Below are 12,077 nucleotides of genomic sequence, written 5' to 3' on the forward strand. Positions count from 1 at the left end.
GACCGGATCGTCCCGCGCGCCGCCGCCCGGGGCCGGAGGAGCCGACCATGAACGACGCCCTGTTCAACCCCAAGACCTGCGCATTCGCCGAGTTCGACGCGGAGACCCGCCGCCTGCTGCGCGCCACCGTGGACTGGTTCGAGCGCAAGGGCAAGGCGCGGCTGCTCGCGGACAGCCGCGATCGGGTCTGGTACTCCGACTTCCTGGACTTCGTGAAGAGCGAGAAGGTGTTCGCCACCTTTCTCACCCCCGCGGCGCAGGCCGACGGCGATCCGAACAAGCGCTGGGACACCGCCCGCATCGCCATGATGTCCAAGATCCTCGGCTTCTATGGCATGCAGTACTGGTACGTCTGGCAGGTCACCATTCTCGGCCTCGGGCCCATCTGGCAGAGCCGCAACGCGGCCGCCAAGGCCCGCGCCGCCGCCGCGCTCGACTCCGGTGAGATCTTCGCCTTCGGCCTCTCCGAGCAGGCGCACGGCGCGGACATCTACTCCACCGACATGATCCTGGAGCCGAAGGCGCGCGGCGGCTTCACCGCCACCGGCGGCAAGTACTACATCGGCAATGGCAATGCGGCCGCGATGGTTTCGGTGTTCGGCCGCCGCGCCGACAAACCCGTCATCGACTCGGCCGACTTCCAGCGGAAGATGACCGACGAGGAGTATTCCGGCTATCTGTTCTTCGCCGCCGACTCCCGGCACCGGAACTACAGGCTGCGCAAGAACGTCGTCGATTCCCAGATGTACGTCGCCGCTTTCGATCTGGACAAGTACCCGGTGCGCGAGGAGGACATCCTGCACACCGGCCGCGACGCCTTCGACGCCGCCATGAACACCGTGAACGTCGGCAAGTTCAATCTCGGTTTCGGTGCGGTGGGCGCGTGCGAGCACGCCATGTACGAGGCCGTCACCCACGCCGAGAACCGAATCCTGTTCGGCCATAGAGTGACCGAGTTCCCGCAGGTGCGCGCACTGCTGGCGGACAACTACGCCCGCCTGATCGGCATGAAGCTCTACAGCGAACGCGCCATCGACTACATGCGCTCGGCGCATGCGGACGACCGCCGCTATCTGCTGTTCAACGCCATCGAGAAGATGTCGGTGACCCGGCAGGGTCAGCGGCTCTACGAGGATATCGCCGACGTGATCGCCGCCCGCGGCTTCGAGAACGACGCGTACTTCCCGATGGCCATGATCGGCATGTTCGGTCTCCCGCGCCTGGAGGGCACGGTGCACGTGAACCTCGCCCTGTCACTGAAGTTCATGCCCGCCTACATGTTCCACCCCGCCGACGCGGGCCTGGCCGCCCTGCGCTACCTGCCCGGCACGGCTTTCGCACCGAAGGGAGCCGTACGCGCCCTCTCCGAAGCGTTGAGCTGGGCCAGCCGCCGCGCCGCCACTCCGGCGAGCAAGGCGGTGCCCAAGCTGCGGACCGAATTCGCCCGCGCCGCACACCCTCCCGTCCCCACCCGCCGCGACCCCGCCGACGACGAATTCCTCTTCCACCAGGGCCCCAGCAAGGGCCTGGGCCGCATCCGCTTCGCCGACTGGCGCCCGATCTTCGAACAGCACGCCCACATCCCGAACGTAGCCGTCTTCCTCGACCAGGCCCTCGCCTTCCAAACCCTCCTAGCCGCCGCAACCCCCACCTCCGCCCAACAACAAGACGTCGACTTCCTCTTCGCCCTGGGCGAGCTGTTCACGATGCTCCCGTACGCCCAACTCATCCTGGAACAAGCCGCCATCGAAGGCACCGACCCGGCAGTCCTCGACCAACTCTTCGACCTGTTCGTGCGCGACTTCTCGAAGCACGCCGTCACGTTGAACGGAAAGCCTTCGGCGACCAAGGCCCAGCAGGTGCGGGCCCTGGACCTCGTGCGTCGTCCAGTGGCCGACGCGGAACGGTTCGAACAGGTGCTCGGTCGGGTTCGCGGGCTGGCCGGGTCTTACGTCATGACCGCGTAGCGGTGTCACGGCCCGAGCAGAGCCAGGGGTATGACGGCGATGCCGTCGCCGCGCCGGTAAGCGTATTTACCGGCGTAGATGACGGCCGAGTCGATGAGATCGCTTCCGATGCGGTCGCCGAGCCAATGCAAGTGTTTGACGTCGGCATCGACGACGCGATCGGCAAGCTTGATCTCGAAGGCGACGATCCTGCCATCCGGACGCTGTACCACCACATCGATCTCGTGGTCGCCGTTGCGGGTGCGCAGGTGCCCGAGGCGCGCCTCGGCGGTCTCAGCGTAGGTATTGATGCTGAGGGTGGCCAAGTGCTCGAACAGGCTGCCGAGAACGGTGCCTTCGATGAGTTTCGTGCTGCCCTGTTCGGCACGCAGCAGTGCCGCCGCATCCAAGCCGAGCAGGCGGGCGGCCAGAGCGGGGTCGGCGAGTTGATGTTTGGGCGACTGCCCCAGCCGGTCCAGATGGTTTCGGCTCGGAATCCACGCGGGGATCGGATCGAGCAGCCACAGCGACGCCAGGGCATCTCGGTACGCGATGGTTGTTTCCTTCGCCGGTTTGCTCGACAGCCCAGCGGTCGCCGCATCGAGAACCTTCGAGTACGCCGCAGTGGTCGAGGTAGCGGCGGCGTACGCCGCGAGCCATGCGCGTAGAACTTCGGGTTTGCGGACAGGGTATCCCTGCTCCGGGAATTCTCGTTGCACGACGTTGGTGATATAGGCGTCGAGTTCCGCACGACGTACCCGCGGTGGCAGCACTCGGATCCCGGGAAAACCGGACGCCGTGATCTCCTCGACGTAGTCGCGCAGTCGAATCGAGGTGCTCCCGGCGACCTCTCGCTGTCCGTCGAGCAGGGCGGACAGTTGGACCGATGGTGTTTCGATGCCACGTTCAGCGACGCTCAGCGGCCGCATGCGCATGGGGACGATTCGGCCGGCACCGGAGTGGACGATCGCGCCACGGGGTGCGGAACTACCGGCGATGATGAAGTGGCCTGGTGGTGATCCGGCATCGACGGCGTGGCGTACTTGATCCCATATATCGGGAAGCCGCTGCCACTCATCTATGAGCACGGGCCCGGGAGCCGCGGTCAGGATCGCAGCATCGGCCCCGACGAGTTCACGTTGTGCTGGGACGCTCAGATCGAAGACCGACCGAGCTCGCTGCATAGCGGTCGCGGTCTTTCCGACGCCCTTGGGACCGAAGATCGCCAGCGCCCGAAGGTGCGGTTGCAGCTCATCGAGGGTTGTATCGATGATGCGTCGACAGTAATCCGCCACCCCAGTAATCTACTGATCGCAGTGCTTCTAGTCTACTATTCGCATGACCAGTATCCGGCTATTCGCCTGCCAAGGCACCTTGGTCGCTGGTGTCCGCAGCGGCCTCGAATCGTCGATGTCTACGCTCCGGTTTGTCGGCTTCCTTGTGTGTGATCTCTCAATCCGTGTCTGTCCATCTGGATGGCAAATACGTCGCAATCAGGGCGTAGTGGGTGCGCGATCTCGATCTCGTGTATCGCCCGGTGACTCACACGGAGCGGTTGAGCAGGTGCTTGGTCGGGTTCGTACGCTGGCTGGGGCTGATGCGATGGGCCTGTAGAACAGGTTCCATAGAGTCGGCTATCTTCGGGCGCGCCCCGCTCCACCCCCTATGCGCCTCGTTGCACAAGAACCTACGGTTGCGTAACAGGACAAACGTACGGCAACCTCCAGTTATTCGATCATCGATGGCTTAGGAGGCCGGGCCCGTGACGCACTACAAGGCGAACCTGCGTGATATCGAGTTCAACTTGTTCGAAGTGCTAGGCATCGGGGCGCTGCTGGACGGCGGCGCCTACGGCGATCTGGACAGTGAGACGGCGCGGGCCATGCTGTCGGAGGCGGAGCGACTGGCGGCGGGGCCGATCGCGGCCTCCTTCGTCGACGCCGATCGCAACCCGGTGGAATTCCGGCCGGAGACCTACGACATCACCGTGCCCGAGTCGCTTAAGAAGACCGTGGCCGCGGTCAACGAGGCGGGTTACTCGGGGCTGGGCATGCCCGAGGAGATGGGCGGTGTCTCCGCGCCGAACGCGCTGATCTGGGGCATCCAGGAAATGCTGGTCGCCGCCAACAACTCCGCGAGCTTCTTCAATATGGGCCCGCTCATGCACCAGGTGATCTTCACCGAGGGCACCGACGAGCAGAAGCGCTGGGCCGCGCACGCCTGGGAGAACCGCTGGGGCGGCACCATGGTGCTCACCGAGCCCGACGCCGGATCCGATGTCGGCATGGGCCGCACCAAGGCCACCGAACAGCCCGACGGCAGCTGGCACATCTCCGGCGTCAAGCGCTTCATCTCCGGCGGCGATGTGGGCGACACCGCCGACAACATCTTCCACCTGGTGCTGGCCCGCCCCGAGGGCGCGGGACCGGGCACCAAGGGCCTATCCCTGTTCATCGTGCCGAAGTTCCTGTTCGACACCGAGACCATGGCGCTCGGCGAGCGCAACGGCGCGTACGTGACCGGCGTCGAGCACAAGATGGGCATCAAGTCCTCGCCCACCTGCGAGATCACCTTCGGCGGCGAGAAGCCCGCCGTCGGCTACCTGGTCGGCGGCATCCACAACGGCATCGCGCAGATGTTCCGGGTCATCGAGAACGCGCGCATGATGGTGGGCACCAAGGCCACCGGCACGCTGTCCACCGGCTACCTCAACGCCCTCGAATACGCCAAGCAGCGCGTCCAGGGCGCGGACCTCACCCAGATGGCCGACAAGACCGCACCGCGCGTCACCATCACCCACCACCCGGACGTGCGCCGCTCGCTGGCCGCGCAGAAGGGGTACGCGGAGGGTCTCCGGGCGCTCTACATGTACTGCGCCGCCTACCAGAACGCCGATGTGGCACAGGCGAACTTCGGTGCCGACGCCGAACTCGCCGAGCGCGTCAACGACCTGCTGCTGCCCATCGTGAAGGGTTGCGGTTCCGACCGCGCCTACGAGATGCTCACCGAATCGCTGCAGACCCTCGGCGGCTCCGGCTTCCTGCAGGACTACCCGATCGAGCAGTACATCCGCGATTCGAAGATCGACTCGCTGTACGAGGGCACCACCGCCATCCAGGCGCAGGACTTCTTCTTCCGCAAGATCGTTCGCGACAAGGGCGTGGCGCTGGCGCACGTCGCCGGGCTCATCCAGAAGTTCGTCGATCAGGGCACCGGCCTGGACGCCGAGCGCAAGCTGCTCGGCGCGGCCCTGGCAGACGTGCAGGCCATGGCCGCCGCCCTCACCGGCTACCTGATGGCGGCCCAGCAGAACCCCGACGAGATCTACAAGGTCGGCCTCGGTTCGGTCCGATTCCTCTACGCCACCGGCGATCTCGTCATCGCCTGGCGACTGCTGGAACAGGCGAAGATCGCCCAGGCCGCCCTGGACGCCGGAGCCGCCGACAAGGACCAGGCGTTCTACACCGGCAAGATCGGCGTCGCCTCCTGGTTCGCCAAGAACAAGCTCCCCCTGCTGAGCGGCGTCCGCACCGTCATCGAGAACATCGACAACGACATCATGCACCTGGACGAAGCGGCATTCTGACGGGACGCGGTAGCCCGGTGGTCCGGGACCGCGGCCCCACAGCCCGCCAGAGGTGACAGTGGCCCGGCGACGCGCGATGCGTCGCCGGGCCTTTGTCGTCCGGGCGCCGCGCGGGCGGAATGCGGATGGAGCGACGCGGTCGGCGCATTCGGCGGCGCGCCGGGCGGACACGCCCGGTTTCCGTGCGACCTGCGGTGTCGGCGCCGGCGCACCGGGTACAACTACCGCATGGTTTTCCCGGTGACCTTCGGCTGGATTCAGATCCTGCTCATCGTGCTCGGCGTCGCGGCATTGGCGCTGTTGGTGACCGCTGTTCTCAAGGCCCGCAAGGTCGGGTGGCGGGTGCTCGCGGGGCGCGGCTCGGCCGCCATCTCGCTCGTTCTGATCGCGGTGGTCATCCTCTGGGTGACAACGCTTTTGCAGACCTTCCTCGGACTCACCGGAGAGGTGAAGGCGGCGCATATCGTCGCCACGCCGGTGGCGGGGGAGGAGCACATGATGAATGTGGAGCTCACCCTCTACGGCGATGAGGGGCACGCGGACCAGCGGCTGAACTACCAGGTGGAGGGCGACCTCTGGGTGTTGCAGGCCAATATCGTCGAGCTCGAGCCGTGGGTCAACGCACTCGGCTTCAACTCCGGCTACAAGGTCACCCGGCTCTACGGCCAGCGACTCGACGGCGTCGCCACCAAGCAGAACCACATCTTCCTCAATGGCGGCGACGGCGACTTCTTCGACGATATGAAGTCCCAGAGCTGGTACACCGACCCGTTCGTCCGCTCGGCATACGGCAACGCCGTCATCGCCACCCCGGGCACCTACAACGTGTACATCTCCCGCGACGCCATCAAAACCCGCCCCGCCGAATGACTTCCGGCGCGGCCACGGCTCAGTCCGTCAGATCGGCGAACACCGGGGCGTGATCGCTCGCGCCCTTGCCCTTGCGCTCCTCGCGGTCCACGTTCGCATCCGTCACCCGGGCCGACAGCGCGGGGGAGCCGAGGATGAAGTCGATGCGCATGCCCTCCTTGCGCGGGAAGCGCAGCTGGGTGTAGTCCCAGTAGGTGTAGACGCCCGGCCCCGGGTGCAGCGGCCGCATCACATCGGTGAACCCGGCGCTGTCGAAGGCATGGAACGCGTCCCGTTCCGGCTGCGACACATGGGTTTTGCCCTCGAAGAACTCCGGCGACCACACATCGGCGTCGGTGGGCGCGATATTCCAGTCGCCCACCAGCGCGATCTGCGCTCCCGGATCGGCGCTGAGCCAGTCGGTGCCCGCGGCACGCAGCGCCGCCAGCCACTCCAGCTTGTACGCGTAGTGCGGATCGGTCAGCGTGCGGCCGTTGGGCACGTACAGGCTCCACACCCGCACCCCGCCGCAGGTCGCGCCGAGCGCCCGCGCCTCCACCACCGGCGTGCTCAGCAGCGCCTCGTCGGCGTTCTTGTCGAAACCGGGCTGGTGCGGGAAACCGATCTCGACATCGTCGAGCCCCACCCGGGAGGCGATGGCCACCCCGTTCCACTGGCTGTGCCCCACATGCGCGACCTCGTATCCGGCCGCCTCGAACCGCTCGAACGGGAACTGCTCGTCCTTGCATTTGGTCTCCTGCATGGCCAGCACGTCCACATCGGCGCGATCCAGCCAGGACAGCACCCGATCCACACGGGAGCGAATCGAATTCACGTTCCAGGTCGCGAGCCGCACGAAAAACCTTTCGATCGAATATCGGCACGGTCGGGTGTCCGCCGACCGGTGACGGTTCAGGGCGCCGCGTAGCGGTACCGGTGATGGTCGATGAAGCCCATCTGCCCGTACATGGACAGGGCCGCCGTGTTCTCGACCGCCACCTGCACGTAGGCGTGCGTCGCGCCGCGGGCCTGTCCCCAGCGGATCAGCTCCGCACACACCAGTGTGCCCAGTCCGTGCCGCCGATGCTCCGCGGCCACCCCCACGCAGGTCAGGCCGATCCAGCGGCGACCGTCGGGGGCGGTGGTGATCGCGCCGCGGCCGATGGCCAGCGGCGTCGGCAAACCCAGTGTGGCGAAACCCAGTTCACCTTCCCGGATGGCGGTCAGCACCTCCACGTCGGGTGCTGTCTCGGAGTCACCGCGGTGGGCCGCCAGCCAGGCGTCTCCGGGCATGGGGTCGATCCGCACCATCGACGGGCCCTGCGGCAGCGTCATATTCGCGATATCGACGGCCAGGACCGCGGTCTCGTTCCAGGTGCGCCAGTCCGGCGGCACCGTGGCGAGGCGATCCGGCAGCAGCAGTCGCAGCGGCAGCCCGTGTGCGGTGTACCACTCGCCGATGCGGTGCAGGGTCTCCGCCGACGACACCGCGGGCTGTCCCGAACTTCCCAGTGGCACGGCCGAATTCGCGCGATTGGTGTAGCCCGCACCGGCGCGTACCAGCCAGCCGTCGATCCAGGTGCGCTGCAGACCGGGCCAGCCGTCGGCGGCGGCTCCCTCCAGCGCGCGGATCTCCTTGGTGCGAATCGGCCGCGCGCCCAACGCCTTCCATGCCACCACGCGGTCGGGTGCGATCCGCGTCACCTGGCCGTCGGCGGTGCGCACGGTCACCGGGTCGACCGCGAGGAGTTCGCCGATCACATCGGTCAGCGGCTGCGGATAGCCCTCGGGCAGGCGGTAGCGCACCACCACCCGGCGACCGACCTCGGGTGAGCCGGGATCAGTCGTCATGCCCGAACGGGTCCGGCACCGTGCCCGGAACCCAGGTCAAACCCGGTGTGCCCCAACCGTTGCGCTTGATGGCCTTCTTGGCCGCGCGGGCATTGCGGCCGATCAGCACGTCCACGTACAGGAAGCCGTCCAGATGTCCGGTCTCGTGCTGGAGCATGCGGGCGAAGAAGCCCTTGCCCTCGATGTCCACCGGTTCGCCGTGCTCGTCGGTGCCGGTGACGCGCGCCCACTCGGCGCGGCCGGTGGGGAACTGCTCGCCCGGCACGGACAGGCAGCCCTCCTCGTCGTCGTCCGGGTCCGGCATGGTCTCCGGCAGTGCGGAGGTCTCCAGCACCGGGTTGATCACGCAGCCGCGGCGGCGCTTGACGGTGCCGTCCGGGAACTCGTCCGGGCAGTCGTAGACGAACAGCCGTTTGGCCACCCCTACCTGATTGGCGGCCAAACCCACGCCATTGGCGGCGTCCATGGTCTCGTACATGTCCGCGATCAGCGTCGCCAATTCCTCCGGGGACTCGGTCACCGGGTTCGTCGGGTTGTGCAGAACCGGGTCACCGACGATCACGATCGGGAGGATAGCCATGGTCGAGAGCCTACTGGGTGCGTTCCGGCACCAGTGCGCTGACCTGCGCGCGGCGCTTGTGAAGCGTTGACTGTTCAACCTCAACACGCCGGGCCTCCGTGTCGCGAACACGCCGAGCGGTACGCACTGACAAGTCTGCGTCGCGTGGTTGAATGATCGGCGAGGAGACAAGCACCATTTTCGTCTGGTGACAACTCGGCGAGGGAGCATCATGGACGGCGCAGCGGCACGGAACATCTCCGCAAGCGAGGACAGCCCTTCCGCGAGCGATGAGATCGCGGTGAACGCCGCGCAGCCCGACGAGGATGGGGCCCACGGCCTTTCCCGCCGGGAACTCGAGATTCTCGGGTTCGAGCGGCAGTGGTGGAAATACGCCGGTGTCAAGGAAGAGGCCATTCGCGAGCTGTTCGGCCTCTCGCCCACCCGGTACTACCAGGTGTTGAACGCCGTGGTGGACAAGCCCGAAGCCCTGGCGGCCGACCCCATGCTGGTCAAGCGCCTGCGGCGACTGCGGGCCAGTCGGCAGAAGCAGCGGGCGGCGCGCCGCCTCGGCTTCCAGATCTGACGAGACGGGTATGCGCGCGATACCGGCAACCCAGGGATTTTCGGGTGTTTCGGCACTCAATCGCGGTGTGATACGGCGTCCCAGCGGCACGTGGGATTAGGCTCGGGGCCGTGAGTAACCCGAATTCGCCGTCCGGCGGCCCGCCGCTGCGGGCGCTGGCCATGGTGCTGATCGCGCTGGCCATCGTATTCGCGGGTCTCGGCGCGATGTCGCTGTCGAGTTCGGATTCGGAGGGCACGGACAGCGCGTCCGGTCCGGAAGCCACCACGACCGCGAGTGTTGTGGCGACACAGGCGAATACGCCGCCGCCCGCCACCACCACGACCACGGACGCGCCGACCACCACCCTCGCGCCGACCACGACCACGACCACGACCACGACCACCACCACGACGACGACCACGGCCGCCGTCGACAAATCGGTCCCGGTGCGGGTGTACAACAACAGCGATATCCAGGGTCTGGCCGCGAGCACCGCGAGCCAGCTCCAGGAGAGCGGCTGGAGCATTGCCGAAACCGGCAACTACGCCAGCGGCGTGATCCCGAAAACCACGGTGTACTACGGCAGTTCGGCAGGTGAGCGGGCGGCGGCCATGGCCATCGCGGCCGAACTCGGCGCCACCGCCGAACCGCGTTTCCCCGGTATCGCGGACTCCCCGGCGGGAGTCATCGTCATCGTGACCCGCAACTGAACGACCGCCCGGCCCCTGCACGGGACAACACCATGTCTCTGGCATCATCTTGTCCGGTACGAAACCTGTCCGCAGTGCTGTACCCGTAAACTCGGTACACGATAAGGAGTTCCCCGATGGCCCCGTCCACAACTCGTCGCCCGTCTTGGCGGACTGTGACCCCGGTGCTGGCCGTCGCGGCCTTCGGCCTGGTGGCCTGCACCAACAGCCAGGAGTCGAGCGACGTCCAGGGGACCACGCCGCCGGTGTTCACCAGCTCACCCGCCCCGGCGGGCGGCGCCGACACCGGGCACGGAACCGCCACCCCGCCCACCGAATCGGTCAGCGCGCAGCTGAAGGATGTCAACGGCAACACCGTCGGCACCGCCACCTTCGGTAAGACGGGCAACCACCTCGAACTCACCGTCGAAGCGCACGGCCTCGAGCCCGGCTTCCACGGCATGCACATCCACCAGTTCGGCAAGTGCGAACCCAACTCCACCGCGCCCACCGGCGGCCCCGCCGGCGCCTTCCTCTCCGCCGGTGGCCACCTCCAGGTCGGCGACCAGAACGCCCGTCCCATGAGCGGTGACCTGACCTCGCTCGAGGTGCTCGAGGACGGCAGCGCGAAGCTCGTCACCACCACCGACAAGGTCACGCTGGACGACATCAAGGGCAAGGCCCTGATGATCCACGCCGGAGCCGACAACTTCGGCAACATCCCCAGCCGCTACAACCACCCGGGCGGCAGCGGACCGGACGCCGAGACGCTGGCGACCGGCGACGCGGGCGGCCGGGTCGCCTGCGGCGTCATCGGATAACTACAGGAGAGCCATGGGCGGGGCAGATATCGCGAAGGTTCCCTTCAACTCATCGCCCCGGCCCACGCTCGGCGTGGAGTGGGAGGTCGCGCTCGTCGACAAGCACACGCGCGACCTCTCCAGCAAAGCCGCGGCGGTCTTCGACGCCTGCGGGGATATGCGCGCCTGGGACGGCACCCCGCAGATCACCAAGGAACTGCTGCGCAATACGGTCGAGATCGTCAGCGGCAAGCACGACACCGTCGGCGAGGTGCTGGACGAACTGTCCGACACCATGACCGCCGTGCGCCGGGCCGCCGACCCGCTCGGGGTCGACCTGTTCTGCGCGGGCACCCACCCGTTCGCGCAGTGGTCCAGCCAGCAGCTCACCCGCACCCCCCACTACGACGAGCTCATCGAGCGCACCCAGTGGTGGGGCCGCCAGATGCTCATCTGGGGCGTGCACGTGCACGTGGGCGTCTCGCACCCGGACAAGGTCTTCCCGATCCTCAACACGCTGCTGCTGTCGTATCCGCACCTGCTGGCGCTCTCCGCGTCCTCGCCCATGTGGGCCGGGGTCGGCACCGGCTACGCCAGCAACCGGGCGCTCATGTTCCAGCAGCTGCCCACCGCCGGACTGCCCTTCCAATTCGAGAACTGGCGGCAGTTCGAGGGGTTCGTCCACGACCAGATGAAGACCGGCGTGTTCGAACAGCTCGGCGGGATGCACTGGGATATCCGGCCCGCTCCGAAATGGGGGACCATCGAGGTGCGGGTCTGCGACGGCACCCCGACCCGCACTGAACTGGCGGCGCTGGTGTCGCTCATCCACTGCCTCATCGTCGATCTGGACCGCCGCGTCGAATCCGGGGAAACCCTGCCCACCATTCCGCCGTGGCATGTGCAGGAGAACAAATGGCGCGCCGCCCGCTACGGGCTCGACGCCATCATCATCACCGATGCCGACAGCAATGAGCGCCTCGTCACCGACGACCTGACCGAGCTGCTGAACCGGCTCGAGCCGACCGCCAAGAGCCTCGGCTGCGAGAACGAGCTCGCCATGGTCGCGGAGATCCCGAAGCGGGGCGCCTCCTATCAGCGGCAGCGCCGGGTGGCCGCGGCCGCGCAGGGCGACCTGGTCGCGGTGGTGGACTCGCTGGTCAAGGAACTCGATCAGTAGACGGGACCGCCTCGAACGGGCCCGGCTGTATTCGGGGCCGGGCGGGCGA

At 67.2% G+C, this 12,077-nt stretch carries 11 protein-coding genes and 1 pseudogene; 7 read left to right on the forward strand and 5 right to left on the reverse strand.

All coding sequences use genetic code 11. From position 1 onward, the window contains the following. Positions 1-47: 47 nt before the first annotated feature. Positions 48-1,967: an acyl-CoA dehydrogenase family protein gene (locus FOH10_RS33605; RefSeq protein ID WP_143983636.1), complete on the forward strand. Its 1,920-nt coding sequence runs from the start codon at positions 48-50 to the stop codon at positions 1,965-1,967. Between the two features lie 5 nt (positions 1,968-1,972). On the opposite strand, the gene FOH10_RS33610 is transcribed toward FOH10_RS33605, so the two are convergent. Both FOH10_RS33610 and FOH10_RS35990 read right to left on the reverse strand, forming a co-directional pair. Further along, positions 1,973-2,881, reverse strand: coding sequence for a DUF4143 domain-containing protein (locus tag FOH10_RS33610; protein WP_244962157.1), 909 nt, complete (start codon positions 2,879-2,881; stop codon positions 1,973-1,975). Between the two features lie 30 nt (positions 2,882-2,911). Continuing rightward, positions 2,912-3,130: pseudogene (locus tag FOH10_RS35990) on the reverse strand (AAA family ATPase); the annotation flags it as partial. Positions 3,131-3,708: 578 nt separating this feature from the next. On the opposite strand from FOH10_RS35990, the gene FOH10_RS33615 reads away from it, so the two are divergent. Together FOH10_RS33615 and FOH10_RS33620 are read left to right on the forward strand one after the other, a co-directional pair. Then, entirely contained in the window at positions 3,709-5,532 is a 1,824-nt protein-coding gene (locus tag FOH10_RS33615) for an acyl-CoA dehydrogenase (protein WP_143983638.1), read from the forward strand. Between the two features lie 228 nt (positions 5,533-5,760). Next, positions 5,761-6,402, forward strand: a complete 642-nt coding sequence (locus FOH10_RS33620) for a hypothetical protein (RefSeq protein WP_143983639.1) — start codon at positions 5,761-5,763, stop codon at positions 6,400-6,402. Positions 6,403-6,421: 19 nt separating this feature from the next. On the opposite strand, the gene FOH10_RS33625 is transcribed toward FOH10_RS33620, so the two are convergent. Genes FOH10_RS33625 through FOH10_RS33635 form a run of 3 tightly spaced genes read right to left on the reverse strand, consistent with a single transcriptional unit; the run spans position 6,422 to position 8,812 of the window. After that, positions 6,422-7,237, reverse strand: coding sequence for an exodeoxyribonuclease III (locus FOH10_RS33625; protein WP_143983640.1), 816 nt, complete (start codon positions 7,235-7,237; stop codon positions 6,422-6,424). A gap of 56 nt (positions 7,238-7,293) precedes the next feature. Further along, on the reverse strand, positions 7,294-8,232 hold the full coding sequence (locus FOH10_RS33630; RefSeq protein ID WP_143983641.1) for an N-acetylglutamate synthase, CG3035 family: 939 nt from the start codon (positions 8,230-8,232) through the stop codon (positions 7,294-7,296). Then, positions 8,222-8,812, reverse strand: coding sequence for a peptide deformylase (locus FOH10_RS33635; protein WP_039817805.1), 591 nt, complete (start codon positions 8,810-8,812; stop codon positions 8,222-8,224). The genes FOH10_RS33630 and FOH10_RS33635 overlap by 11 nt, the downstream gene beginning before the upstream one ends. A gap of 211 nt (positions 8,813-9,023) precedes the next feature. Between FOH10_RS33635 and FOH10_RS33640 the strand changes: the two genes are divergently transcribed. From FOH10_RS33640 to FOH10_RS33655, 4 genes are all read left to right on the forward strand, one after another. Then, positions 9,024-9,377: a nucleoid-associated protein NapA gene (locus tag FOH10_RS33640; protein WP_029932962.1), complete on the forward strand. Its 354-nt coding sequence runs from the start codon at positions 9,024-9,026 to the stop codon at positions 9,375-9,377. Between the two features lie 110 nt (positions 9,378-9,487). Next, positions 9,488-10,069: a LytR C-terminal domain-containing protein gene (locus tag FOH10_RS33645; RefSeq protein WP_425326119.1), complete on the forward strand. Its 582-nt coding sequence runs from the start codon at positions 9,488-9,490 to the stop codon at positions 10,067-10,069. Positions 10,070-10,185: 116 nt separating this feature from the next. Then, complete coding sequence (gene sodC, locus FOH10_RS33650; RefSeq protein WP_029932960.1) at positions 10,186-10,869, forward strand: superoxide dismutase[Cu-Zn]; 684 nt, start codon at positions 10,186-10,188, stop codon at positions 10,867-10,869. Between the two features lie 13 nt (positions 10,870-10,882). Continuing rightward, entirely contained in the window at positions 10,883-12,028 is a 1,146-nt protein-coding gene (locus FOH10_RS33655; protein WP_143983642.1) for a glutamate--cysteine ligase, read from the forward strand. Positions 12,029-12,077: the final 49 nt, after the last annotated feature.

Source organism: Nocardia otitidiscaviarum (assembly GCF_007362295.1).
Taxonomy (GTDB): Bacteria; Actinomycetota; Actinomycetes; order Mycobacteriales; family Mycobacteriaceae; genus Nocardia; species Nocardia otitidiscaviarum.

Excerpts from the sequence above, each read along its gene's own strand:
- FOH10_RS33620 (WP_143983639.1), top strand. The coding sequence starts at position 5,761 with ATGGTTTTCCCGGTGACCTTCGGCTGGATTCAGATCCTGCTCATCGTG.
- FOH10_RS33635 (WP_039817805.1), bottom strand. The coding sequence starts at position 8,812 with ATGGCTATCCTCCCGATCGTGATCGTCGGTGACCCGGTTCTGCACAAC.
- FOH10_RS33605 (WP_143983636.1), top strand. The coding sequence starts at position 48 with ATGAACGACGCCCTGTTCAACCCCAAGACCTGCGCATTCGCCGAGTTC.
- sodC (WP_029932960.1), top strand. The coding sequence starts at position 10,186 with ATGGCCCCGTCCACAACTCGTCGCCCGTCTTGGCGGACTGTGACCCCG.
- FOH10_RS33610 (WP_244962157.1), bottom strand. The coding sequence starts at position 2,881 with ATGCGCATGCGGCCGCTGAGCGTCGCTGAACGTGGCATCGAAACACCA.
- FOH10_RS33630 (WP_143983641.1), bottom strand. The coding sequence starts at position 8,232 with ATGACGACTGATCCCGGCTCACCCGAGGTCGGTCGCCGGGTGGTGGTG.
- FOH10_RS33655 (WP_143983642.1), top strand. The coding sequence starts at position 10,883 with ATGGGCGGGGCAGATATCGCGAAGGTTCCCTTCAACTCATCGCCCCGG.
- FOH10_RS33640 (WP_029932962.1), top strand. The coding sequence starts at position 9,024 with ATGGACGGCGCAGCGGCACGGAACATCTCCGCAAGCGAGGACAGCCCT.